22 protein-coding genes are annotated in these 22,980 nt (G+C 68.4%); 12 read left to right on the top strand and 10 right to left on the bottom strand.

The genetic code is table 11. From position 1 onward, the window contains the following. The first annotated feature begins 4 nt into the window (after nt 1–4). From WKR98_RS07300 to WKR98_RS07275, 6 genes are all read left to right on the top strand, one after another. Nucleotides 5–751, top strand: a complete 747-nt coding sequence (locus WKR98_RS07300; protein ID WP_124687506.1) for an amino acid ABC transporter ATP-binding protein — start codon at nt 5–7, stop codon at nt 749–751. A 100-nt stretch (nt 752–851) separates the two neighbouring features. Next, on the top strand, nt 852–1,763 hold the full coding sequence (locus WKR98_RS07295) for a LysR family transcriptional regulator (protein WP_124687505.1): 912 nt from the start codon (nt 852–854) through the stop codon (nt 1,761–1,763). Between the two features lie 203 nt (nt 1,764–1,966). Further along, nucleotides 1,967–2,950 carry a Bug family tripartite tricarboxylate transporter substrate binding protein gene (locus WKR98_RS07290; protein ID WP_341432500.1) on the top strand — a complete coding sequence of 328 codons (984 nt, stop codon included), beginning with the start codon at nt 1,967–1,969 and terminating at the stop codon, nt 2,948–2,950. A 2-nt stretch (nt 2,951–2,952) separates the two neighbouring features. After that, nucleotides 2,953–3,903 carry a succinylglutamate desuccinylase/aspartoacylase domain-containing protein gene (locus WKR98_RS07285; RefSeq protein ID WP_341432499.1) on the top strand — a complete coding sequence of 317 codons (951 nt, stop codon included), beginning with the start codon at nt 2,953–2,955 and terminating at the stop codon, nt 3,901–3,903. A gap of 208 nt (nt 3,904–4,111) precedes the next feature. Further along, a complete protein-coding gene (locus WKR98_RS07280; protein ID WP_341432498.1) occupies nt 4,112–4,651 on the top strand; it encodes a cupin domain-containing protein in 540 nt (179 codons plus the stop codon). Nucleotides 4,652–4,730: 79 nt separating this feature from the next. Then, nucleotides 4,731–5,687, top strand: a complete 957-nt coding sequence (locus WKR98_RS07275; RefSeq protein ID WP_238160512.1) for a tripartite tricarboxylate transporter substrate binding protein — start codon at nt 4,731–4,733, stop codon at nt 5,685–5,687. Nucleotides 5,688–5,744: 57 nt separating this feature from the next. Here the strand turns inward: WKR98_RS07275 and WKR98_RS07270 are convergent, their stop codons facing one another. Further along, on the bottom strand, nt 5,745–7,169 hold the full coding sequence (locus WKR98_RS07270; RefSeq protein ID WP_341432497.1) for an aldehyde dehydrogenase family protein: 1,425 nt from the start codon (nt 7,167–7,169) through the stop codon (nt 5,745–5,747). Between the two features lie 183 nt (nt 7,170–7,352). Here WKR98_RS07270 and WKR98_RS07265 point away from each other — a divergent pair, with 183 nt between their 5' ends. The 3 genes from WKR98_RS07265 (at nt 7,353) to WKR98_RS07255 (ending at nt 9,247) form a co-directional block, all read left to right on the top strand. Continuing rightward, nucleotides 7,353–8,030, top strand: coding sequence for a TetR/AcrR family transcriptional regulator (locus WKR98_RS07265; protein ID WP_341432495.1), 678 nt, complete (start codon nt 7,353–7,355; stop codon nt 8,028–8,030). 125 nt (nt 8,031–8,155) lie between these two features. After that, the gene (locus WKR98_RS07260) at nt 8,156–8,695 is read left to right on the top strand and encodes a cupin domain-containing protein (RefSeq protein ID WP_341432494.1); all 540 of its coding nucleotides are present in this window, start codon (nt 8,156–8,158) and stop codon (nt 8,693–8,695) included. Nucleotides 8,696–8,719: 24 nt separating this feature from the next. Beyond that, nucleotides 8,720–9,247, top strand: coding sequence for a CoxG family protein (locus WKR98_RS07255; protein WP_341432493.1), 528 nt, complete (start codon nt 8,720–8,722; stop codon nt 9,245–9,247). 52 nt (nt 9,248–9,299) lie between these two features. Here WKR98_RS07255 and WKR98_RS07250 read toward each other — a convergent pair whose 3' ends face one another. The 6 genes from WKR98_RS07250 to gcvA all read right to left on the bottom strand — a co-directional run bounded on the left by WKR98_RS07250 (nt 9,300) and on the right by gcvA (nt 16,164). Next, nucleotides 9,300–10,295 carry a Bug family tripartite tricarboxylate transporter substrate binding protein gene (locus WKR98_RS07250; RefSeq protein ID WP_341432492.1) on the bottom strand — a complete coding sequence of 332 codons (996 nt, stop codon included), beginning with the start codon at nt 10,293–10,295 and terminating at the stop codon, nt 9,300–9,302. 79 nt (nt 10,296–10,374) lie between these two features. After that, nucleotides 10,375–12,732 (bottom strand): xanthine dehydrogenase family protein molybdopterin-binding subunit, encoded by a 2,358-nt coding sequence (locus WKR98_RS07245; protein WP_341432491.1) that lies wholly within the window; start codon nt 12,730–12,732, stop codon nt 10,375–10,377. Then, nucleotides 12,719–13,225, bottom strand: a complete 507-nt coding sequence (locus tag WKR98_RS07240; RefSeq protein WP_124687494.1) for a (2Fe-2S)-binding protein — start codon at nt 13,223–13,225, stop codon at nt 12,719–12,721. The genes WKR98_RS07245 and WKR98_RS07240 overlap by 14 nt, the downstream gene beginning before the upstream one ends. Beyond that, complete coding sequence (locus WKR98_RS07235; protein WP_341432489.1) at nt 13,222–14,106, bottom strand: FAD binding domain-containing protein; 885 nt, start codon at nt 14,104–14,106, stop codon at nt 13,222–13,224. Before WKR98_RS07235 ends, WKR98_RS07240 begins: the two co-directional genes overlap by 4 nt. Nucleotides 14,107–14,117: 11 nt before the next feature. After that, the gene (locus WKR98_RS07230) at nt 14,118–15,110 is read right to left on the bottom strand and encodes an ABC transporter substrate-binding protein (RefSeq protein WP_341432488.1); all 993 of its coding nucleotides are present in this window, start codon (nt 15,108–15,110) and stop codon (nt 14,118–14,120) included. A gap of 172 nt (nt 15,111–15,282) precedes the next feature. After that, entirely contained in the window at nt 15,283–16,164 is an 882-nt protein-coding gene (gene gcvA, locus WKR98_RS07225; RefSeq protein ID WP_124687491.1) for a transcriptional regulator GcvA, read from the bottom strand. A gap of 104 nt (nt 16,165–16,268) precedes the next feature. Here gcvA and WKR98_RS07220 point away from each other — a divergent pair, with 104 nt between their 5' ends. Genes WKR98_RS07220 through WKR98_RS07210 form a run of 3 tightly spaced genes read left to right on the top strand, consistent with a single transcriptional unit; the run spans nt 16,269 to nt 18,975 of the window. Further along, nucleotides 16,269–17,066 (top strand): aspartate dehydrogenase, encoded by a 798-nt coding sequence (locus WKR98_RS07220; protein WP_341432487.1) that lies wholly within the window; start codon nt 16,269–16,271, stop codon nt 17,064–17,066. 30 nt (nt 17,067–17,096) lie between these two features. Continuing rightward, on the top strand, nt 17,097–18,065 hold the full coding sequence (locus tag WKR98_RS07215) for a tripartite tricarboxylate transporter substrate binding protein (protein ID WP_124687489.1): 969 nt from the start codon (nt 17,097–17,099) through the stop codon (nt 18,063–18,065). A 1-nt stretch (nt 18,066) separates the two neighbouring features. Next, nucleotides 18,067–18,975 (top strand): alpha/beta hydrolase, encoded by a 909-nt coding sequence (locus WKR98_RS07210; protein WP_341432486.1) that lies wholly within the window; start codon nt 18,067–18,069, stop codon nt 18,973–18,975. Here the strand turns inward: WKR98_RS07210 and WKR98_RS07205 are convergent. The 3 genes from WKR98_RS07205 to WKR98_RS07195 are packed head-to-tail and all read right to left on the bottom strand — an operon-like array spanning nt 18,972 to nt 22,972. Then, complete coding sequence (locus tag WKR98_RS07205) at nt 18,972–19,751, bottom strand: SDR family oxidoreductase (RefSeq protein ID WP_341432485.1); 780 nt, start codon at nt 19,749–19,751, stop codon at nt 18,972–18,974. The genes WKR98_RS07210 and WKR98_RS07205 overlap by 4 nt on opposite strands. Nucleotides 19,752–19,805: 54 nt before the next feature. After that, the gene (locus tag WKR98_RS07200) at nt 19,806–21,284 is read right to left on the bottom strand and encodes an aldehyde dehydrogenase (protein ID WP_341432484.1); all 1,479 of its coding nucleotides are present in this window, start codon (nt 21,282–21,284) and stop codon (nt 19,806–19,808) included. Then, nucleotides 21,281–22,972: a thiamine pyrophosphate-binding protein gene (locus tag WKR98_RS07195; RefSeq protein WP_124687485.1), complete on the bottom strand. Its 1,692-nt coding sequence runs from the start codon at nt 22,970–22,972 to the stop codon at nt 21,281–21,283. Before WKR98_RS07195 ends, WKR98_RS07200 begins: the two co-directional genes overlap by 4 nt. Nucleotides 22,973–22,980 lie beyond the last annotated feature (8 nt).

Raw genomic sequence — 22,980 nt, 5'->3', positions numbered from 1 at the left:
CGCCATGTCCTCATCCACGCAGCCGATCATACAAATGGAAGGCGTCAGCAAATGGTTCGGCAAGTACCAGGTGCTGCGCGACATCGACCTTGCCGTGGAGCGCGGCGAACGCATCGTCATCTGCGGGCCTTCCGGCTCCGGCAAATCGACGCTGATCCGCTGCATCAACCGCCTGGAGGAACACCAGCAGGGCCGCATCGCCGTGGGCGGCATCGAGCTGACCAGCGACCTGAAGGACATCGAGGCGATCCGGCGGGAAGTGGGCATGGTGTTCCAGCACTTCAACCTGTTTCCCCACCTGACCGTCCTGCAGAACCTGACGCTGGGCCCGATCTGGGTGCTCAAGCAGCCCAAGGCCCAGGCCGAGGCCGCCGCCATGCAGTACCTGGAGCGCGTGCGCATTCCGGAGCAGGCGCACAAGTACCCGGGACAGCTCTCGGGCGGGCAGCAGCAGCGGGTGGCCATCGCGCGATCACTGTGCATGTCGCCCAAGATCATCCTGTTCGACGAGCCGACCTCGGCGCTCGATCCGGAGATGGTCAAGGAAGTGCTGGACGTGATGACCTCGCTTGCCGAGACCGGCATCACCATGCTGTGCGTGACGCACGAGATGGGTTTCGCCCGGCAGGTGGCGGACCGCGTGATCTTCATGGACCAGGGCCAGATCGTCGAACAGAACACGCCCGAGGCCTTTTTCTCGAACCCGCGCAACGACCGCACCCGCCTGTTCCTGAGCCAGATCCTGCACTGATCCGACCCGGCGGCGGCGCCATGAACCCGAAACGCCCAATTATTACGATTGAGCAAGCCTGTCGGGGATGAGCATCCCGAGGCATTAAAATCCGGAACTCATGGACCTCAAACTTTTCGAAGACCTCATCGCGCTCGCCCGGACGCAGAGCTTCGTGCGCGCCGCCGAAATGCGGCACGTCACCCACCCCGCCTTCGGCCGCCGCATCCGCGCGCTGGAAGTCTGGGCCGGCTCGCCGCTGGTGGAACGCAATCGCACGCCGGTCCAGCTCACCCCCGAGGGCGAGGTCATGCTCAAGACCGCCGAACGCACGGTCGAAAGCGTCGCCAACGCCCGCTCGCAAATCCAGCGCCACGGCACCAACCAGGGCATGAGCCTGCGCATAGGCACGGGCCGCACGCTGGCCCGCACCCTGGTGGCCGACTGGCTGGCCCGCATCACGCACATGCCGCGCAGCCCGCTGCGCGGCAAGGCGCAGATCGACATCATCACCGGCGCGACCTCCGACCTTGCCGGCATGCTGGAGCAAAGCAAGGTCGACATGCTGTGCTGCTACGAACACCGTGCGCTGTCGGTGCCGCTGAACGGCCACCGCTATCGCCACCTGACGCTGTCCACGGAAAAACTGGTGCCGGTCAGCGTGGCCGATGCGCAGGGCAAGCCCCGCTACAGCCTGATCGGGGCCAGCCAGGCAACGCCGCTGATCGCCTACGGCATCGGCCTGTCCATGGAGCGGCTGCTGAGCGAGCATTTCGAGCGCAATCCGCTGGCGGGCATGAACGTGTTCCTGCGCTGCGACTCGGCCGACGCCGTCTACGAATTCGTCAAGAAGGGCCTGGGCGTCGCATGGCTGCCCTGGTCCATGGTGGCGGCCGATTGCCAGCGCCGCAACATGGTGGTCCTGGGCGGCCGCAGCGACGAAGTCCCGTTCGAAGTCCGGCTGTACCGGCCCCGCGCCCGCCAGGCCGACGTGGTCGAAGCCGTCTGGGCGGCAACGGAATTCGCGCGCTGACCGACGCGGCGGAATGCCGTCCCGGGTGCCCCGCACCAAGCCGGGGCATCAAGCGTTTCGTATATTCCCCGCTTGCCGCACCGGCCTGGGGCAAACCCTGACAGCGGGCCGAATTCGCACGCACATGTGCCTGATCCGCACCTTTGCGGCCATGCCGTGCGCAAGGATGGCGGCACGATAACTGCTCTGTACGGGGCCCCTCCATGAACCAGCCTACCCTTACGCGCCGCGCGCTCATGCTGGCGCTCGCCGCCTGTGCCGCCGGCGCCGCCGTCCCTGCCCACGCGCAGGACGACTATCCCGCCCGCCCCATCACCCTGGTGGTGGGCTACCCGGCCGGCGGCAGCACCGACCTGACCGCCCGTCTGTTCGGCGACGCGCTGTCCAAGCGCATCGGCGAACGCGTCATCGTCGAGAACGTGGGTGGCGCCGGCGGCGCGATCGGCGCCCAGCGCGTGGCCAAGGCCCGCCCCGACGGCTATACGCTGCTGCTGGGGGCCTCCAACGAGATGGCCATCGCCAGCCTCATCAACAAGGCGGTCAAGTACGACGGCCTGAAGGACTTCACCCCCATCGGCATGATCAGCACGCAGCCCATGGTGCTGGTGGCGTCGGCCAATTCGCCCATCAAGAACATCTCCGACTTCCTGGCCCAGGCCCGCGCCCATCCCGGCAAGTTCAGCTTCGGCACCTCGGGCGTCGGCACCGCGCTGCACCTGTCGGCCGAAAGCGTGAAGGAAGCGGGCGGCCTGCAGCTCGTGCACGTACCCTACCGCGGCGTCGCGCCGCTGGCCAGCGACATCATGGGCGGCCAGTTGCAGTTCGGCGTGTTCGTGCTGTCGAGCGCGCTGGCCAACATCCGCGCCGGCAAGCTGGTGCCCATCGGCCTGATGCAGGCCTCGCGCGCGCCGCTCGCGCCCGAGATCCCCACCTTCGCCGAAGCCGGCCTGAAGGACGTCAACATGGACATCTGGTTCGGCCTGTACGGCCCCGCCAACGTACCCGCGCCCGTGGTCGCGAAGCTGCGCGCCGCGCTGGACGACGTCCTGAAGATGCCGGAGTTCCGCAGCAAGATGCAGGAATCGGGATCCACCGTGGCCGCCTCGGGTGTCGACCTGGCCCAGTTCCAGCGCAAGGAAACCGAGAAGTACAAGCGCATCGTCGAGTTCGCCAAGATCGAGGAATGAAGATGGCGACTCACGATTTCCTGCTGCCCGTGCCCGACCTGTCCGCCGTCCGTGCCGGCAACACCGGCGTCGAAGGCGTCTGGCACTTCGACTCGGGCACGCCCGGCCGCCATGTGCTGGTCACTTCGCTGGTGCACGGCAACGAGCTGTGCGGCGCCTGGGCGGTCAAGACCGCGCTCGAGGCCGGCCTGCGGCCCCGGCGCGGCAAGCTGACGCTGGCGTTCTGCAACCTGGCCGCGTTCGACACCTTCGACGTCGCCCGCCATGATGCCTCGCGCTATCTGGACGAGGACCTGAACCGGGTCTGGAGCGACGACAAGCTCGCCGCCCCCACCACCCGCGAGCGCACGCGCGCCGCCGCGCTGCTGCCCTGGGTGCGGCAGGCCGACTGGCTGCTGGACCTGCACTCCATGCACGAACCCTGCGCGCCGCTGCTGCTGACGGGCATGCAGCCGCGCAACCTGGAGCTGGCCCGCGAACTGGGCGCGCCGCGCCACGTCATCGTCGACGCCGGCCACAAGGACGGCGTGCGCATGCGCGACTACGGCCGCTTCGGCCAGATAGCCGACAACGGCACGCGTTCGCTGCTGATCGAATGCGGCTACCACGGCGCGATCGAGAGCCGGACCGTGGCGCTGGACCAGGTGGCGCGCTTCCTGCGCGCCTCGGGCATCGTCGACGAGAACGACCTTCCCGCCGAATGGATCGCGCCCGCGCCGGACGCCCAGCAGGCGATCGAGGTCACCCAGCCGGTGGTCGCGCGCAGCATGGACTTCCGGTTCGCCCAGCCCTGGCAGGGACTGGAGGAACTGGAACGCGCCGGCACCGTCATCGGCTGGCAGGACGGCGAACCCGTGACGACGCCGTACGACCATTGCACGCTGGTCATGCCGTCGCTGCGGCAACTCGTGCCCGGCGTGACCGTGGTCAGGCTGGCGCGGCGCGTCGCCTGAGGATAGGGGTCCGGTTTCGGCCGGCCCCGCAATTGCTTACTGTTCAGTCAATAACAATAAAATCCATCTTGAAAACAACCAAATTTATAGCTGCTTAATCCAGTTTTCCATTTCAACATATTGACTATCTAGTCAACTCAACCTATCGTGCGGCTGGACGATGGCCGTCGCGCGCCGTCGCCCTCCATCCACTCCCGAGGAACCCACGATGGCCACCGCACGCCACCCCCGACCACCCGAGCTCGAGCACGCCTCGCTCGAGGACATCGCCGCCCGCTACGTCGGCCGCTTCCGCGACAAGACTCCCGACTGGGCCGCCTTCGAAGACGCCAGGATCGAAGGCTTCAAGCGCGCCCAGCACCGCTTCATCGGCGCCGGCGGCTCCGGCAAGCACGACGATGCCTCCGCCATCCCCGCCCGTGGATTCACCCTGAGCATCATGTACGTCGAGCCCGGACAGGGAAACGCCGCCCACACCCACGAGGTCGAGGAAGTCTTCTTCGTCCTGCAGGGCTTCCTGGACGTCTTCTTCGAGGACGAGGCCGGCAACAAGGCCTGGCGCCGCCTGGCACCCTGGGAATGCGCCGCCTGCCCGCCCGGCGTCATCCACGGCTACGAGAACCGCAGCCTCGAACCCGTCTACTTCCAGGTCATGCTCGGCCGTGCGCAGCCCGAACTCATGGGCTATGCCAGCGACGACCTCTTCCAGAAGCGCGACGCACACCTCACGTCCAGCCCCCGAGGCTGACCCGCCCCGCGCCCATGCCCCGGGCGTAGCGATGCCCGCGCGGCGCCCCTCGTTTGCAGGAGTACACGCTGTGAATCGAATGAAACTGGCATTCATCTGCGCGGCCGTTGCACTGACAGCCCCGGCCGCCGCCGACACCTATCCCGCCAAGCCCGTGCGGATCGTCGTCACCGCCCCGCCCGGCGCGACCTCGGACATGCTGGCGCGCGTCATGGCCGAGCAACTGGGCAAGGCGCTGAAGGTCGCGTTCGTCGTCGAGAACCGCCCCGGCGCCGGCGGCAACATCGCCGGCGAGCACGTCGCCAAGGCGCCGCCCGACGGCTACACGCTGCTGCTGGCCTCGGTCAGCTCGCACGCCATCAATCCGTCGCTGTACACGAAGATGCCCTACGATTCGGTCAAGGATTTCGCGCCCATCATCGTGCTGGCCTCGAACCCGAACGCCCTCGTGGTTTCTCCCGCCTCCGGCATCAAGTCCGTCGCCGACCTGGTCAAGGCCGCCCGCGCCAAGCCCGGCGAACTCAGCTTCAGCTCCGGCGGCAACGGGACCTCGCAGCATCTGGCGGGCGAGCTGTTCAAGTCCATGACCGGCGTGCAGTTGATGCACGTGCCCTACAAGGGCTCGTCGGAAGCCTTGACGGCGGTCATGCGCAACGAGACCACCCTGATGTTTCCCAACATCCCCAACGCGCTCGCGCTGGCCAAGAACGGCAACGTCAACCTGCTCGCGGTCACGACCCGCAATCGCCTGTCCTGGCTGCCCGACGTTCCCACGCTGAATGAAAGCGGCCTGTCCGGCTTCGAAGCCGTGGCCTGGTTCGGCCTGGTCGCGCCCGCCGGTACGCCGCGCCCGGTGGTCGACACCATCAACGCCGAATCGGCCAAGGTGCTGGCGCGGCCGGACGTCCAGCAGCAGTTGATCGGCCAGGGATTCGACATCATGGGCGGCAGCCCGGAAGCGTTCCAGGCGTTCCTGAAGGCCGAGATCGAGAAGTGGCGCGTGGTCGTCAGACAGTCTGGCGCGACCGTCAACTAACCACGGAAAAACCGAGCCCCCTCCTCCGCCCCACGCCGCGAGGAGGGGTAGTTCGCGCTACAGCGGCCGAATGCCGATGAAGCGCAACTGCGAAAGTTCGTCTATCGCGTAGCGCACGCCTTCGCGGCCGAAGCCCGACTGCTTGGCGCCGCCGAAGGGATACATGTCCAGCCGGAAGCGGCTGGCCTCGTTGATCCACAGGGATCCTACCTCGAAGCCGTCCGCGAACAGGAAGGCATTGCCGAGGCTGCGGGTGAATACCGCGCCCTGCAGGCCGAACGGTGAATCGTTCGCCAGTTGCAGCGCCTCCTGCGCATCGGCGGCGCGCTGCACGACGGCCAGCGGGCCGAAGGCCTCGTCCGCCCAGATGGGACTGTCGGCGGGCGCATCCACCAGGATGCCGGGGCTGACCCGGCAACCGTCCTGCTTCGGCTCCAGGGCATATCGGGCACCCCGCTCCACCGACCGGCGCGCCATGTCCATGACGCGGTCGGCGGCCGCGCGCGAAACCATGGGACCGACGTCGGTGGCCTCGTCGTCCGCGCTGCCCACGCGCAGGGCCCGGGCCGCTTCCACGAACAGCGGCAGGAAGGCAGCGTACGCCGCAGCCTCCACGATCACGCGCTGCGCCGACACGCACTGCTGGCCGCTGGCCTCGAAGGCGGCGGCGGCGATGCGGCGGGCGGCGTCGGCCAGGTCCGCGTCGGCCAGCACCACGTTGGCGGCGTTCGAACCCAGTTCCGCCACGAACTTCTTGGCGCCGGCCGTGCGCGCCAGCGCATCGCCGGCCGCCGTGCCGCCCGTGAACGTCACGACCCGGACCCGCGCATCCCGCACCAGGGCCTGTGCCGGGGACCGGTCGCCGCACACCACGTTGAACAGCCCCGGCGCCAACCCCGCCTCCACGAACAGCGCGGCAACGGCCAGCGCCGCGCGCGTGCCGGCCGGATGCGGCTTGACCACGACGGCGTTGCCCGCCGCCAGCGCCGGCGCCACTTTCTGCACCAGCAGGTTGACCGGCGCGTTGAACGGCGTGATCGCGGCCACGACGCCGTACGGCACCCGGCGCACCAGGCCATGCCGCCCCACGCCCGCCGCGACGGCATCCAGCGGCAACATCTCGCCGGTCAGCGTCTGGAGCTGCACCGCGCAGGCCCGCAGGAACTGGACGCCGCGGACGACCTCGACGCGCGCCACCCGGACGGGCTTGCCGACGTCGCTGACCAGCAGATCCGCCACCGCATCCACCCGCGTCTCCAGCAGATCCGCCGCCTTGTTCAGCACCGCCGCCCGCTCCACCACCGGCGCCGCCGCATGGCGGCGGAACGCGGCCAGGGCGGAAGCGACCGCCTGCGCGCACAGCTCGTCGGAGGCCTCGGCCAGGTGGATGCCGCGGCCGGCATGCTGGGGCGACTCCAGCGTGATCGTCGCCCCGGCGCCGGGTAGGGACTGGCCATCGATGAAGCTGTGCAGGATATCCAAGGCAGGCTCGCAAGGTCAGGAAAACGGGTCAAGCGCCATTCTATTTATTGTTTGACCATTTAGTCAATTTAAAGACGAACCACCGAAACTCCCGTGGTCACCGTGCCGGCCCGCGCACGAGGCGTGAATCCCGCTGCATGTACACTTGCACGGCCCCCTAGCATTCAGGCTCTCATGTCCGCCATGACTCCAAGAAAAGCAGACACCACCGTTCCCGCAACACCCCGGCGCCGGACCAGCGGCCCGCGGGAAAGCGCCGCCCGCACGCGCCTGTCCATCATCGAGGCCTCCATCCAGGAGTTCTCGCAGAAAGGCTTCGAAGGCGCGCGCGTGGACGAGATCGCGCTGCGGGCGGGCGTGAACAAGAACCTGCTCTACCACCACTTCGGCAACAAGGATGGCCTGTTCGTCGCGGTGCTGACGCATACCTACGAGAACATCCGTGCGCGGCAGCAGGACATCCAGCTGCGCACCGTGGACCCCGAAGCGGCCATGCGCCGGCTGGTCATCTCCACGGGCAAGATCTGGGTCCAGTTCCCCGAGTTCCAGCGCCTGCTGATGAGCGAGAACCTGGCCGGCGGCCGGCACGTCGCCAGCGACGCGGCCATCTCGGATCTGTACAACCCGCTGCTGGACACGATCGAACAGCTGCTGACCCGCGGCCGCGAGGCGGGCGTCTTCCGCGACGACATCGATCCCATCGACCTCTACATCTCGGTCACCTCGCTGACCGCCCACTACGTCAACAACCAGCACACCTTCGAGGCCATCTTCCGACAGAAACTGATGACGCCGCAGCGGGTCCGGCAGCGCCTGGAGCACGCGGCGGACATGGTGATCCGGTACCTGAAGAAAGATTGAGCGGCGTTGCGCCGGCTCTGGTTTCCGGCGCTTAACATTGACCATTTAGTCAATCTACCCTATCGTGTGGTCGTACGATGGCCGTCGCGCGCCATCGCCCTCCATCCACTCCCGAGGAACCCACGATGGCCACCGCACGCCACCCCCGACCACCCGAGCTCGAGCACGCTTCGCTCGAGGACATCGCCGCCCGCTACGTCGGCCGCTTCCGCGACAAGACCCCCGACTGGGCCGCCTTCGAGGACGCCAGGATCGAAGGCTTCAAGCGCGCCCAGCACCGCTTCATCGGCGCCGGCGGCTCCGGCAAGCACGACGATGCCTCCGCCATCCCCGCCCGTGGATTCACCCTGAGCATCATGTACGTCGAGCCCGGACAGGGAAACGCCGCCCACACCCACGAGGTCGAGGAAGTCTTCTTCGTCCTGCAGGGCTTCCTGGACGTCTTCTTCGAGGACGAGGCCGGCAACAAGGCCTGGCGCCGCCTGGCACCCTGGGAATGCGCCGCCTGCCCGCCCGGCGTCATCCACGGCTACGAGAACCGCAGCCTCGAACCCGTCTACTTCCAGGTCATGCTCGGCCGTGCGCAGCCCGAACTCATGGGCTATGCCAGCGACGACCTCTTCCAGAAGCGCGACGCACACCTCACGTCCAGCCCCCGCAACTAGACAGGCCTTCAAGGAGAACAAGCGATGCAACTGGTTGGCGAACAGCTGGTGCCGGCGGACCAGCAGACGACGTGGGAAGCGCTGAACGATCCCGAGGTGCTGCGGCAATGCATCCCGGGCTGCGATGCCATCACCGAAGACGGCGAGCATGCCTATCGGGTCGACATGAGCGTGCGCATCGGCCCCGTCAGCGCGAAGTTCAAGGGCAAGCTGCGGCTGCTGGACATCCAGGCCCCGTCCTCCTACAGCCTGGAGTTCGAGGGCCAGGGCGGCGCCGCCGGATTCGGCAAGGGCACGGCCGCCGTCCGGCTCGAACCCGAAGCCGATGCCACGCGCCTGGCCTACACCGTCGAGGCCTCGATCGGCGGCAAGCTGGCGCAGGTGGGCGCGCGGCTGATCGAGGCCGCGGCGCGCAAGCTGTCCGATGATTTCTTCGGCAAGTTCAACACGCTCATGCAGCAAGGTGCCGGCGACGCGGCAGCGGTCGAACCCAGCGGGGACTCCGTCCCTCGCTGGAAGCGGCTGTTCAGGAAAGAGGGAACGCCGTCGTAGGCAAGCGAAGAAGCGCCGGGGCGTGGACCACCCGCCCCGGGCGCGCCCTGATTCACTCCGCCTTGATACCGGCCGTCCTGGCCGCCGCGCCGTAGCTCGCCACGTCTCGCTTGATCAGGTCGGCCGACTGCGCCGAATCCAGGAAGAACACATCCAGGCCCGCCCCCGACAGCTTGGCGCGGGTTTCCGGCGATTCCAGCGCCTGCCGGACGTCGCTTTCGATCTTGGCCACGACTTCCTTGGGCGTCCCCCCGGGCGCGGCCAGGCCATAGTAGTTCTCGACCGAGAAGTTCTTCAGCGCGGGAATCCCGGATTCCGCCACGGTGGGAATGTCCTTGGCCGACTCCGAACGCTTGGCCGACGTGACCGCGATGGGCACCAGCTTGCCGCTCTTGATGAAGGGCAGGACCGTGGGCATGGTCGCCACGACCGTGTCGACGTGCCCCGCGACCGCATCCACCACGGCCGGGCTGCAACCCCGATGCGGCACGTGCACGGCCTTGGTGTGGGTCTCGACCTTGATCAGCTCCATCGCGAAGTGGTGGGCCGTGGCCGCGCCGCAGGTCAGGTAGTTCATCTCGCCCTTTTCCCGCTCCATCTTCGCCAGCAGCTCCGGCATGGTCTTGACCTTGGCCTTGGGATTGACGGCTATCACGATGGCCGACGACGTCATCATGCCGGCGAAGGCGAAGTCCTTGGTGATGTCGAACTCGGTCTCGGTGTAGAGCACGCGATTGATCGCGTGCGTGTTGCTGACCAGCAGCAGGGTGTGGCCGTCCGGCGGGGACCGGTAGACATTCAGCGCCCCGATGTTGCCGCCCGCGCCGATCACGTTCTCGACCACCACGGCGTGGGGCTTCCATTTCTCCGCCAGCTTCTCGGCCATGATGCGCGCGGTCTGGTCCGCCGCGCCGCCGGGTGTGAAGCCGACCACGATGCGCACCGCCTTGGTCGGAAACCTCACGTCGGCATGGCCCTGCTGCGAAGCCGCCATGGATAGCGCCGCGACGACGCCTGCGCACACGCGCATCTTGTTCAACCTAGACATTGTTCAACCCCTTCCCAGGAAGTAAGAACTGCTTGGATCGATGAAGGTGCCGGCGGGATGCCGGCGGTGTGGCAAGGCGTCAGCCCGCCGCCTGCTCGTGCGCGGCGATCTGCCGGACGAGTTCGACCGGCTCCACGGGCACCCGTGATACCCGGATCCTGAAATCCGCCAACGCGTCGTCGATGGCCGAGGCGATGGCCGAGGTGACGGGTATCGTCCCGGCCTCGCCCACGCCTTTCACGCCCAGCGGATTGCTGGGCGCCGGAGACTCGGTGAACGAGATCTCCAGGGGCGGCACTTCGGTGGCGGTCGTCAGCAGGTAGTCCGCGAAAGTCGTGCTGATGGGCTGCGCCTGATCGTCGTAGCGCATGCACTCGAACAAGGCGTTGCCGATCCCGTGCACGATGCCGCCGTGAATCTGTCCTTCGGCGGTCATGGGGTTGATCAGCGTGCCGCTGTCGTGGGTCGCGACATAGCGCAGGACGCGCACCTCGCCTGTCACGATGTCCACCTCGACCTCGCAGGCGTGGAAACCATGCGCGTAGGCCATGTCGGTGGGCTCCCAATGGATGGTGGCCTCGAGGCCCGCGCCCACCCCGGGCGGCAGATCGTAGCCGGGTATGCCCCGCAGCAGGCGCGCGATCTCGCTGTAGGTCACCGCTCGGCCGGGATCGTCGATCACGCGGACCGTTCCGTCGCGCAGGCAGACCGCCTGCTCGTCCTCCTTCAACATATAGGCGCCGACCTTGCGCAGCTTGGCCGCTACGGCCACGGCGGCGTAATGCACGGACGAGCCGGCCGTCACGGTCTGCCGGCTGGCGAACCCGCCCACGCCCATCGACGTGTGGGCGGTGTCGCCCGATATCACCTGCACCGTCTCGACCGGAACGCACAATTGCTCGGCGGCGACCTGGGCCATGGCGGTGTTCAGGCCCTGTCCCATCGCCATCGCGCCGGTAGCCACGGTGACGTGCCCGTTCGACGACACGCGTACGCTGCCGGACTCGAACGGGCCGCGTCCCGTCCCCTTGACCGCGTGCGCGAAGCCCAGGCCGATGTAGCGTCCGTCGCGCCGCGCCGCCTGTCGCCGCGCCTCGAAGCCGGCATAGCCGATCTGCTCCAGCACGCGGCGCTGGGCATCCAGGTAGTCTCCGCTGTCGAGCACGATGGGCCGGCCCGACCGGGCGGTCAGCGGCTTGACGTAGGGCATCTTCTCCGCCAGCACCAGATTGCGCGCGCGCACCACGGCGCGGTCCTCGCCCAGCTCGAAGGCGATCCGGTCCAGCAGCCGCTCCATGACGAAGGTGCCCTGCGGATACCCCGCGCCCCGGACCGGGATCACGTAGATCTTGTTGGTCTGCACCACCGTGACCCGCATCTCGTAGGCGGGAATGGCGTAGGGGCCGGTCACCGCCGTGCTGGAGTTGTAGGCGCAGTTCACGCCCTGGGGCGTATAGGCGCCCTGGTCGTGCAGCATGGTCCCGCGTATGCCCCGGACCACGCCCTGGTCGTCGCAGGCCACCTCGACGTCCCAGAGCTGGTCGCGCTCCTGGATGGCGCCCAGGAAGTGTTCCATGCGGTCCTCGATCCACTTGACCGCGCGCTTGTGGTGCCAGGCAACGGCGGCCACCGCCAGTTCCTCGGGATAGACCACGAACTTGCAGCCGAACCCGCCGCCCACGTCGGGCGCCACCACCCGGACCAGCGAGTCGGGCAGGCCCAGCGCCTTGGCGACGGTGAAGGCCAGTTCGTGCGGCATCTGGGTCGAAGCCCAGATCATCAGCGCGCCCTGGTGCTTGTCGTACTGCGCCACCATGCCCCGGCATTCCATGGGATGGGCGCCGCCGCGATGCTGGGAAATCGTCTCGCGGAAAACATGCGGCGCATCCTGGAACGCCGCGTCGCACTCGCCATAGCCCACGCGGAATTCCCTCAGCACGTTGCCGGGCGCCTCGCGCCGCACCTTGGGCGCGTCGGGCTCCAGCGCGGCGTGCACGTCGGAGACGGCCGGCAGCGGATCGTAGTCCACCATCACCAGCGCCGCGCCGTCCTCCGCGATATAGCGGGAAGTCGCCAGCACCATGGCCACCGCCTCGCCCACGAAGCACACTTCCTCGGGACACAGCACGTAGGGTGTGATGTCGGAGGGCAGGTCGCTGGTCGGCCAGCCCAGCGGCATGCGCAGGGCCTCGAGGTAGGTCGCCATCTGGCGCGCGTCGATGACCGCGACCACGCCCGGGACCTCCAGGGCGGCCGAACCGTCCACGCCGCGGATCAGCGCATGAGCGTAGGGGCTGCGGACGAAGGCGACGTGCAGGGCGTCGGGCAGGTCGATGTCGGCCACGTAGCGGCCCGCCCCCGTCAGCAGGCGGACGTCCTCGGCGCGCAGCGCGCGCTTGCCGATAGGCGAGGTCGAGATCCGGTCACGCGCGTTCATGGACGGCCCTCCTGCTTTCCAGGGTGCGCATGGCGGCGGCCACGATGTTCTGGTATCCGGTACAGCGGCAGATGTGTCCGGACAGGGCCAGCCTGACGTCGTCCTCGGTCGCCTCGGGCATGTCGCGCAGCAATTCGGTCAGGGTCATCAGGATGCCCGGTGTACAGAAGCCGCACTGCAATCCATGCAGCTCCCGGAATGCCTGCTGCAGATCGTTGAGTTCGCCATTGCCGGCCAGCGATTCGACCGTATGGATCTCGTACCGCTGCGCCTGCGCCGCCAGCATCAGGCAGCTGCGCGCGGTGGCCCCGTTCACGTGCACCGTGCAGGCGCCACAGACACCGTGCTCACAGCCCAGGTGGGTGCCGGTCAGCCCCAGGTCGTTGCGCAGGCAATCGCCCAGGGTCGTGCGCGGTTCGACGCTGACCGCATGCCGGGTGCCGTTGACGCACAGGGATATCTTCGCCAGCTCGCCGACTTCGAGTTTCTTCATGATGTGTGTTCCTGGGAAAGAACGCCGGCGCGTTCGAGCGCCTTGAACAGCGCGCGTTCGAGCAGACGCTGGGCGAGCCGTTGGCGGTACCACGCGGGATAGGTCGGATCGCCGACCGCCTCGCACCGGGCGGCCTGCGCGCAGGCTTCGCGCACCACCTCCCGGGTGGGGGCATTCCCCTGTAGCAGGCGCTCGGCCGCCTCGACGCGGAACGGCACCGACGCCACGCCCCCCAGGGTCAGCGAGCAACGTTCGACCGCGCCGCCCGCATCCAGCAGGACCAGCGCGGCGGCCGACACGATGGCGAAATCGCCGTGCCTGCGGCCGTACTCCACGAACGCATGGCCGGCGCGCGCGGGCCAGGGCGTGAAACGGACGGCAGCCAGGATTTCATCGGGCTCCAGGCACGAGGTCATCAGGTCCACGGCGAACTCCCGCATGGACACCACCCGCTCGCCGCGCACGCTGCGCAGGGAAAGCCGGGCGTCCATGGCGATCGCGACCGTCGGCTGCTCGGCGGAGGGGTCCAGGTGGCAGACGCTGCCGCCCAGCGTGCCACGGTTGCGCGTCTGCCGGTGCCCCACGTTCAGGATGGCCTCCTTGAGCAGGGGCAGGCGCTCGGCCACCAGGGGCGAGAACTCGATGTCGCGCTGGCGGGTCATCGCGCCGATGACGATGTCGTCGCCGTCCTCGCGCAGGCCCGCCAGTTCGGCGATGCCGTTCAGATCGATGACATCGTCGGGAAACGCCAGCCGCAGGTTGAGCATGGGCATCAGGGACTGGCCGCCCGCGATCACGCGGGCATTGTCGCGGCTCGCCAGCAGCTCCAGCGCCTCGGACAGCGACTCCGGCAGGTGCAGGGAAAAGGGAGACGGTTTCATGGCGTCCCGCCTCAGATCCGGGTCAGGTCGAGCGTGGAGGGCGAGAACAGTTCCTCGGGCACCACCTGGCGCGCCGACAGTCCCTGCTGGTGGTGATAGCGCACGAAGGTCTCCAGCACGTGGCGATTGGCCTCGAATCCATAGCTCCAGTAGTCGTCGCCCATGTCGCGCCTGGCCTGTTCATAGGCCGCGACGCCCCAGGGCAGGCTGTGATAGAGGTGGCCGATCTGCCCCATCTCGGTGAAGGCCAGGTCCTTGGCACGGGTGAACGCCTTGAGCACGTTGACCGCCAGCCACGGATGCTGCTCTGCCAGTTCCTTGCGGATGCCGATGGCATGCATGGTCGGAAAGATGCGCGTGCGCCGGAAGTAGTCCGCCTCCACGCTCGGATAGTCCGGGAACATGCGGGCGACGTCCGGTTCGCCCCGCAGGAAACAGGATGGCGCCCGCGCGCTGATGACGGCATCCAGTTCGCCGTCGGCCAGCATGCCGCTCAGCGTCTTGTCGCCGGCGATCTGTTCCAGCTCGATGCCAGGCGGCAGCTTGATGGGCGCGCGCTCCTCGCGCCCCGCCTGCTCGACGCCGCCGCGCCGCCACCGCACCGAGGCGGGGTCCAGGCCGTAGTCGTCCTGCAGGATGCCGCGTATCCACACGTTGGCCGTGATCTGGTATTCGGGCAGCCCCACCTTCTTGCCCGCCAGGTCCGACGGGGACCGGATGCCCCGGTCGGTGCGGATGTAGATGCCGGAGTGGCGGAACAGCCGCGAGACGAAGGCGGGGATCGCGACATACGCGTTCTGGCCGCGCGAGGTCATCATCGTATGGCTGCTGAGCGAGATCTCGCAGATGTCGAACTCCGCGTACTTGAAGGCGCGGTGGAACGACTCCTCGGGCTCGAGCTGCGACGTGATCAGGTCCACGCCTTCGATCCCGGCCCGGCCGTCCATCAGCGCGGACGTCCGGTCGTAGTTCGCACAACTCATGCTCAATTGCAGGCTTTTCATAGGATGGCGTCGAGATCATGGGTGCGCGGCAACGGGGACGGCAGGTGTCCGCGCGGATTAAAAATTGACTAAACAGTCAACATCTTATATCCGTCGACAAGGTATATCAAAGAATTTTTTTGGATCAAGCTGACTGAACAGTCAACGCACCACGCCCCAAACAGGGGCGTACTCAGGCCGGCCGGGCCTGCGCCATCACCCAGTCCCGGAAGTCGCAAACGTGCGCATCGTTCTGCAGGCGTTCGGGGTAGACCAGATAGAAAGCCGAGTCCAGCACGAGCCGGCCCGCGAAGGGGGCGACCAGCCGGCCTGCGGCCAGGTCATCGGCCACCAGCGCATGCTGCCCCATCGCGACGCCCATGCCTTGCAGCGCCGCCTGGTAGGCCAGCGTGACGTTCTCGAAGGTCAGTCCATGCGCGGGATCGACCCCTTCCACGCCGTGGGCGTCCAGCCACCGCCCCCAGTAGTCGGGCCGGGCCGACGATTGCAGCAAGGTATGGCGCGCCAGATCCGCAGGCTCGCGCAAGGGCACGGGGCCGGCAAGCAAAGCCGGACTGCACACCGGCAGCAGTTCGATGTCCACCAGCCGGTGGGCGATCACGCCCGGCCAGTCGCCATGGCCGATGCAGATGGCGACGTCGGCATCGCTGAGGTTGTCCAGTTGCTTGAGCGAGGTGGTGAACACGGCATCGCGGTCCGGATGCCGCGCGTGGAACTCGGCCATGCGCGGCAGCAGCCAGCGCATGGCGAACGTCATCTGGCACCACACGTGCAGCGGCTTGTCCCGGTTCCGGCCCAGGGCCTTGGTGGTTGCCTGCGAGATCCGCTCGAAGGCCCCGCTCAGGTCGTCGCGGTACTCCCTGCCCGCCGGCGTCAGGCGCACCTCGCCGCTGGCCCGCTCGAACAGCCGCATGCCCAGGAACTCCTCCAGCACGCGTATCTGCCGGCTGACCGCGCCCGTGGTCACGTGCAGCTCGCGGGCGGTCTGCGTGAAACTCAAGGTATGCGACGCGGACTCGAACACCCGCAAGGGGTTCAGGGGCGGCAGCTTCATCCGGGAGGTGTTGATGAAAAGTAAACCGAATTGACTATATATCGATTGCCTGCCAGCGGCCAGGCCCGCACGATTCAGGTCTGACGAACCGGAGGCATTTCCGCATGAAAACCATCTTGCTCGCAGGTTTCGGAGCCATGGGGCAGTCGATTTTTGATCAACTGAAGGACGACCCGCGCATCGGCCGGTGGCTGGTGCTGGAACGGGCGGAGCGGGCCGACGATGCGCGCCGCAAGCTGGACGGGCATGGCCAGGTCGCGCAGTCGGTCGACGGGCTGGAAACCCGCCCCGACTTCGCCGTCGAATGCGCCGGCCACGAAGTGCTGGGCACCCTGGTGCCCCAGCTTCTGGAACAGGGCATCGACACCATCGTCGCGTCGGTGGGCGCGCTGGCGCTGCCCGGCATGATCGAGCGGCTGGACGCGGCCTGCCAGGCGGGCCGGTCGCAACTGACGCTGGTGCCAGGCGCGCTGGCCGGCGTCGATGCGCTGGCCGCCGCGCGCGACAGCGGCCTGGCGTCGGTGGACTACACCGGACGCAAGCCGCCCGGCAGCTGGCGCGGTACGGCGGCCGCCCGATTGTGCGACCTGGACCATCTGGCCCAAGCCACGGTGTTCTTCGAAGGCACCGCGCGCGAAGCCGCCTCTGCCTTCCCCCAGAACGCCAACGTCGCCGCCATGGTCGGGCTGGCCGGCATGGGGCTGGACCACACCCGGGTCCGCCTGATCGCCGACCCCGCCGCCGGCGGCAATACGCACACCATTTCGGCGCGCGGCGCCTTTGGCAGGATGGAAGTCATGGTCGAGGCCGCGGCCTTCGCCGCCAACCCCAAGACCTCGGCGCTGGCCGGCATGTCCATCGTGCGTGCCGTGCGCAACCGCCTGAACGCCATCGTGATCTGAACGCCCATCGTTGTGTTGCAAGGACCCCGCATGTTCAAGAAGCTCATCCCCTGCCTGGCCGCGCTGGGCGCCTTCGCCGGCTCCGCGACGGCCGCCGCGCCCTTCCCCGCCGGGCCCATCACCATCGTCGTGCCGAACGCGGCCGGCGGCCTGGCCGACAACATCGCGCGCCCGCTGGCCGATGCCCTGGGCCAGGAATTGAAGCAGTCCGTCATCGTCGAGAACAAGGGCGGCGCCGGCGGCGTCGTGGGCACGGGCATGGTCGCGCGTGCCAAGCCCGACGGCTACACGCTGCTGCTGACGCTGTCGTCCATATCGGGGCTGCCCGAGGCCGACCGCCTGCTCGGCCGCAAGCCGGCCTTTCAGCTGGACCAGTTCGTGCCCATTGCGCGCATCACCGCCGATCCCAACCTGCTGGTGGTCCGGGCAGACGCGCCGTGGAAATCGGTGGCTGAACTGGTCGCGGACGCCAAGAAAAACCCGCAGGCGTTGAACTACGGGTCATCGGGCGTGTACGGCGCCATGCACATTCCCATGGAAATGCTGAAGGCCGCATCGGGCGCCCCCATCACCCACGTGCCGTTCTCGGGCGGCGGTCCGGCCCTGGTGTCGCTGCTGGCCGGCCAGATCCAGCTGGCGGCCAGCGGACCCGCCAACGCCAGCACCTTCGTCAAATCAGGCAAGATGCGGCCCCTGGCCCACTGGGGCACTCGGCCGCTGGCCTCGATGCCCGGTGTCCCCAGCCTGAAGTCGCTGGGCTACGATGTCGAGTTCACGCAATGGTCGGCCCTGATCGCCCCCGCCGCCACACCCAAGCCCGTCATCGACGCGCTGCGCGGGGCGGTGCGCAAGGTCACCGCGCAGCAGGGACTGCAGCAGGTCTTCGTCAACCTGGGCAGCCCCCTCGACTATATGGACGCGCCCGAATTCGCGCCCTACTGGAAGGCCGACGCCGAACGCGTGCAGGCTGCCGTTCGCCGCATCGGCAAGGTGGACTGACATGTCGAACCCGCCCGAAATCCCGCCGTCCCTGCGCCAGGCCATGGCGGACCTCGGCCCGCGCTGGGGCACCAGCGTGCAGGCCCACGTCCGCCAGATGGTCCTGGGGTTCTCCGAGATCCTGCGCGACGCCCCCAAACTGGCCACGGTCACGCGCGACGTCCCGTACGGAGCCGATCCGCGCCAATGCCTGGACGTCTTCCAGCCGCAGGGCCCGGCGGCCGCGCGCCGGCCGGTGCTGATGTTCGTGCACGGGGGCGCTTTCGTCGAAGGCGAGAAGGACCGTACGGCGGAGATCTACAGCAACGTGCTGTGGTACTTCGCCCGGCACGGCATCATCGGGGTCAACGTCGAATTCCGCCTGGCGCCGGCCCATCCCTATCCCAGCGGCACGCAGGACATCGCCGCCGCGGTGGCCTGGGTGCGCGCCCACGCCGACGAGCTGGGCGCCGATCCCGGCCGCATCTTCCTGATGGGGCATTCGGCCGGCGGCACGCATGCCGCGCACTACGCCTACGATGCCCGCTTCCATCCGCCCGAAGGCCACGGCCTGGCCGGCCTGGTGGTGGTGTCCGGCCGTGTGCGGGCCGAGAACTCGGCGGAAAACCCCAACGCCAGCCGGGTGGAGGCCTACTACGGCACTTCGCCGGCCACGATGGAGGACGGCTCGCCGGTCAACCACGTCACGGCGCAGGCGCTGCCCACGATGATCGCGGTCGCCGAGTACGAGAACCCGCTGATCGACGTGCACTGCGTGGAGCTGCTGGCCGCGCTGACCCGCGTCCGGCGCCGCGCGCCGCGCTTCGTCTGGATGGCGGGCCACAACCACACGTCCATCGTGGCGCATTTCAATACCGCCGAGGACGAGCTGGGCCGGCAGATCCTGGCGTTCATGGAACGGCCGGCCTAGAACACCCCCGGGAATGATCCGCCGTCTATCAGGATGTTCTGTCCGGTGATGTATCCCGCATGGGCGCTGCACAGATACGCGCACAGGGCGCCTATTTCCTCGGGCCGGCCGAACCGCTTCGCCGGGTGAGCCGCCAGGCGCAGGCGCAAGGCCTCCTCGAGGGATTGGCCGCGCCCGGCTGCGATCGCCGAGAAGTTGTGGACCAGCCTCGGGGTGTCGAACGTGCCGGGCAGGATGTTGTTCATCGTGACTCCGCTCCCTACCGTGCTGCGAGCCAGGCCGGCGACGAAACCGGTCAGGCCCGAGCGGGCGCCGTTGGACAGGCCGATCGAGGGAATCGGCTCCTTCACGGCGCTGGACGTGATGTTGACGACGCGCCCGAACCCGCGCGCCATCATCCCGTCCACCGTCGCCTTGATCAACTCGATGGGCGCCAGCATGTTGGCATCGATGGCACGTAGCCAATCGTCCCGCGTCCAGTCACGAAAGTCGCCGGAAGGCGGCCCGCCGGCATTGGTGACCAGGATGTCGAAGTCGGTGCCGTGCCTGAACACCGCCTGCCGGCCCTCGTCCGTCGCGACGTCGGCGGCGACCACGGTCGCCGTTCCCCGTCCAAGCGCGTTCAAGGCCGCGGCCGCCTCGCGCAGGCGCGCCTCCCCGCGGGCCACCATGACCACGTCCGCGCCTTCTCTTACCAGCGCCGTGGCGCATGCCAGGCCCAGCCCCGAACTGGCGCCGCCAACCAAGGCCCGTCGGCCTTCGATACCCAGATCCATGTGGAAACCTTCCGATTATGGGCGCCGCCGTCCCGGAGGACGGGCGGCGCATGGTCAATTCGCCCAGGCGATGGGGGACGCGTTCAACCCCCAGTACAAGCTCTTCTGATTGGTGTATTGCAGGATGCCGAGCCGCCCCTTCTCCTGGCCATAGCCGCTCATCTTCACGCCCGAGAACGGCGTGCTGATGGAGAACACCTTGTAGGTGTTGATCCAGACCGTGCCCGTCTGCAACCGGGCGCCCAACCGCCACGCGCTCCGGAAGTCGCGTGTCCAGACACCGGCCGCCAGCCCGTAAGGGTTGTCGTTGCACCGGGCGACCAGGTCCTCTTCATCCGACCAGGAAAGCAGCGCCAGCACCGGACCGAAGATTTCCTCGCGGCACAAGCGGGCATCGTTGGGCACCCCTTCGATGACCGTGGGCAGGTAATAGCTGCCGCGCACGAACGGCTCGCCTGCGGGACGCGCCCCGCCCGCCAGGAGCTGCCCGCCATCCGCCAACCCCTCCAGCACGTAGCGCTCTACCGTCTCCCGATGGGAAAGGCTGACCAACGGCCCCACCTGCGTGCTTTCCAACGCCGGATCGCCCACCCTCAGCCGGCGGACGCCTTCCAGCAGCCGCGACTTGAAGGCGTCGTAGACGCTCTCGTGCACGAAGGCGCGCGAGCCGGCGATGCATGCCTGGCCGGACGAACTGAATATTCCATAGAGCACGCCTGCGACCGCATGGTCCAGATCGGCGTCCGGCATGACGATCGTCGGCGACTTGCCCCCCAGCTCCAACGAGGTCGGCATGAGCTTCTCGGCGGCCAGGCGCTGTATTCCCAGGCCCACGCGGGTGCCACCCGTGAAGGCGATGCGCTTGACCAGCGGATGGCGCACCAGCGCGTCGCCCACGATGGCGCCGCGCCCCGGCAGCACGCTGACGATGCCGGCGGGGATGCCTGCCTGCTCGCATATCCTGGCCAGCTCGATGGCGCTGCGGGGTGTGATCTCGGCAGGCTTGAGCACCACCGCGCAGCCGGCCGCCAGCGCCGGGGCGAGCTTCTGCGCTTCGCTGGCAATGGGCGAGTTCCACGGCGTGATCGCTCCGACCACGCCCAGCGGCTCGTGCAGGCTCATGGTCAGGTAGTCCCCGCGGGCCGGCGTGATGGTCTCTTCCCAAGTCTCGGCGGCAGCGCCAAAGAACTGAAAGGTTCCCGCGGCGCTGGCTACCAGCGCGCGGCACTCCTGGATGGGCTTGCCATTGTCCAGCCGCTGCAGGTGCGCAAGCTCTTCGGCGCGCTCTCTGATGCCGTTCGCCACTCGGTACAGGAACGCCGCGCGCTCATGGTGCCTGAGCCCGGCCCAGGACGGCCGCAGGCGCGCCTGCTCGGCGGCCTGGACCGCCTCGTCCACGTCGGTCTCGGTCGCCGCATGCAGACGCGATACCACTCGCTGGTCATGGGGATACTCGGTGGCGTACTCCGGCCCGGATCCGTCGCGCCAGCGACCGCCGATCAAGGCTTGAAGGCGGGAAATGGCCGTGCTCATGTGCGCGCCTCCTCTTGTTCTTCCGGCCGGGTCTCGGGTCGTCCCGGCGGTCCGGCGAACTTTCCGGCGAACGGCCCCCAGGCGGCCATGTCCACCTCGACCACGAAAGGCCCCGGCGTCGCCAGGGCCTGCTCCAATGCCTGCGCGGCGGCGGCGGGACCATCGAGCCGGACGTGCGGCACCCCCATGCTGCCGCACAGTTGGCCGAAATCCGGCGTGTGCAGGTCGACATAGCAATGACGGCCGCCGTAGATGTCGTCCTGGATGTTCCTGATGACCCCGTAGCGGCGATCGTTCATCACGAGGAAGGCGACATCCGCGCGCTCCTGCGCCGCGCAGGCCAGTTCGCCCACGTTCAGCATGAATCCCCCGTCTCCGCACAGCGCGAGCGTCTTGCGCCGCAACCCGAAGACCTCGCTGGCGATGGCGGTGCCTATCCCCATCGCGAGGCCCTGCCCTATCCCACCGCCCAGGGCATGGACGCCTGCGCGCGGGTGATCCAGCGCCGGAGCGCGATTGCCCCACATGCTGTTGGACAGCGTGATGTCACGCACCCACCACAGGCCTCCGCGCGCGGCCTCCTCCACCGCTCGCTTGAGGGAAACGTAGGGACCCAGCGCCCCCTCCACGGCGGCCTCCGCCGCCTCACGCGTCCGCCGCACATCCCCCGCCAGCGCCGGATCGATGCGCATGCGCCCCTCCAGCCGGTCTGCCAGCGCATCGAGGGCCAGGCCCGCATCGCCGAGCACGAAGTCCTCGCTGGCGTAGCCCCGGTTGTCGGCCAGGGGATCGGCATCGATGCGGTAGCGGGTCGCCGGCAACCTGAGCTGGTAATTGAGCGTCTCGTTGCTGCGCAGCCGCGATCCGACGACCACCATGGCGTCCAGCGTCTGGTAGAACGCCTCGGTGGGCGCTTGCAGGTTGTACGCGCCCAGCGAAAGCGGGTGGTCCTCGGCCACGACACCCCGGCCCTGCACGGACGTCACGACGGCAAAGCCCATCCCGGCCAGCCGCGCCGCCGCGGCCGCGGCGCCACGGGCCCCGCCCCCTAGCCACAACAGGGGCCGGCGCGCCCCTGCCAGGCGCTCCGCCAACCGGTCCAATGCCGCCGCATCCGGAACCACGGCCTCCACTGCCAGCGGCGAAAGGTCCGCCGGCAGATCCACCATCGCCTTCTGCACGTCGATCGGAATTTCCACGCTGACGGGACCGCATGGCGCGGTACGCGCCAGCCGCGCGGCCTTCCTCAGCGTCGCCAGGGCCGTTTCCGGATTGCGGATGCGCAAGGCATCCTTGCCCACTGATTTCAACATGGCCAATTGAGCCGGATGCTCGTGGATATAGCCCAGGTCCCGGTCCAGGAACGGCGATTCGATCTGCCCGGTCAGGTGCAGCAGGGGCGTCCCGGCGGTGAAGGCCTCCACCATCGCGCCCGCCGCGTTGCCGCAGCCCGTGCCGGTGCTCGTGACGCACACGCCCAGCGATCCGCTGACCCGGGCAAGCGCATCCGCCATGTTGCAGGCGCCGGCCTCGCCGCGGGCCGAAACGAACCGGATCTTGCCGCGCCGGTGAATGGCGTCGAGCATGGGCATGTTGTGTATGGAAATCACCCCGAAGGCCGCGCGTACGCCGCAAGCCTCCAGGAAACGCGCGGCGAGTTCGCCCACGGTAACGCGAGTACGAGTCATGGTTCTGT

This window comes from Pigmentiphaga sp. YJ18 (assembly GCF_038066655.1).
In the GTDB taxonomy this organism is placed as follows: domain Bacteria; phylum Pseudomonadota; class Gammaproteobacteria; order Burkholderiales; family Burkholderiaceae_B; genus Pigmentiphaga.
Note: the sequence above shows the minus strand (reverse complement) of the source record. Positions and strands in the feature narration are given on the sequence as shown.

What these genes read in the sequence shown, in the direction of transcription:
- WKR98_RS07230 (WP_341432488.1), bottom strand. Translation starts at nt 15,110, where the DNA reads ATGAAAAGCCTGCAATTGAGCATGAGTTGTGCGAACTACGACCGGACG.
- WKR98_RS07250 (WP_341432492.1), bottom strand. Translation starts at nt 10,295, where the DNA reads ATGTCTAGGTTGAACAAGATGCGCGTGTGCGCAGGCGTCGTCGCGGCG.
- WKR98_RS07215 (WP_124687489.1), top strand. Translation starts at nt 17,097, where the DNA reads ATGTTCAAGAAGCTCATCCCCTGCCTGGCCGCGCTGGGCGCCTTCGCC.
- WKR98_RS07195 (WP_124687485.1), bottom strand. Translation starts at nt 22,972, where the DNA reads ATGACTCGTACTCGCGTTACCGTGGGCGAACTCGCCGCGCGTTTCCTG.
- WKR98_RS07300 (WP_124687506.1), top strand. Translation starts at nt 5, where the DNA reads ATGTCCTCATCCACGCAGCCGATCATACAAATGGAAGGCGTCAGCAAA.
- WKR98_RS07220 (WP_341432487.1), top strand. Translation starts at nt 16,269, where the DNA reads ATGAAAACCATCTTGCTCGCAGGTTTCGGAGCCATGGGGCAGTCGATT.
- WKR98_RS07280 (WP_341432498.1), top strand. Translation starts at nt 4,112, where the DNA reads ATGGCCACCGCACGCCACCCCCGACCACCCGAGCTCGAGCACGCCTCG.
- WKR98_RS07260 (WP_341432494.1), top strand. Translation starts at nt 8,156, where the DNA reads ATGGCCACCGCACGCCACCCCCGACCACCCGAGCTCGAGCACGCTTCG.
- WKR98_RS07275 (WP_238160512.1), top strand. Translation starts at nt 4,731, where the DNA reads ATGAAACTGGCATTCATCTGCGCGGCCGTTGCACTGACAGCCCCGGCC.
- gcvA (WP_124687491.1), bottom strand. Translation starts at nt 16,164, where the DNA reads ATGAAGCTGCCGCCCCTGAACCCCTTGCGGGTGTTCGAGTCCGCGTCG.
- WKR98_RS07235 (WP_341432489.1), bottom strand. Translation starts at nt 14,106, where the DNA reads ATGAAACCGTCTCCCTTTTCCCTGCACCTGCCGGAGTCGCTGTCCGAG.
- WKR98_RS07210 (WP_341432486.1), top strand. Translation starts at nt 18,067, where the DNA reads ATGTCGAACCCGCCCGAAATCCCGCCGTCCCTGCGCCAGGCCATGGCG.
- WKR98_RS07265 (WP_341432495.1), top strand. Translation starts at nt 7,353, where the DNA reads ATGACTCCAAGAAAAGCAGACACCACCGTTCCCGCAACACCCCGGCGC.
- WKR98_RS07255 (WP_341432493.1), top strand. Translation starts at nt 8,720, where the DNA reads ATGCAACTGGTTGGCGAACAGCTGGTGCCGGCGGACCAGCAGACGACG.
- WKR98_RS07245 (WP_341432491.1), bottom strand. Translation starts at nt 12,732, where the DNA reads ATGAACGCGCGTGACCGGATCTCGACCTCGCCTATCGGCAAGCGCGCG.
- WKR98_RS07285 (WP_341432499.1), top strand. Translation starts at nt 2,953, where the DNA reads ATGGCGACTCACGATTTCCTGCTGCCCGTGCCCGACCTGTCCGCCGTC.
- WKR98_RS07295 (WP_124687505.1), top strand. Translation starts at nt 852, where the DNA reads ATGGACCTCAAACTTTTCGAAGACCTCATCGCGCTCGCCCGGACGCAG.
- WKR98_RS07290 (WP_341432500.1), top strand. Translation starts at nt 1,967, where the DNA reads ATGAACCAGCCTACCCTTACGCGCCGCGCGCTCATGCTGGCGCTCGCC.
- WKR98_RS07240 (WP_124687494.1), bottom strand. Translation starts at nt 13,225, where the DNA reads ATGAAGAAACTCGAAGTCGGCGAGCTGGCGAAGATATCCCTGTGCGTC.
- WKR98_RS07200 (WP_341432484.1), bottom strand. Translation starts at nt 21,284, where the DNA reads ATGAGCACGGCCATTTCCCGCCTTCAAGCCTTGATCGGCGGTCGCTGG.
- WKR98_RS07205 (WP_341432485.1), bottom strand. Translation starts at nt 19,751, where the DNA reads ATGGATCTGGGTATCGAAGGCCGACGGGCCTTGGTTGGCGGCGCCAGT.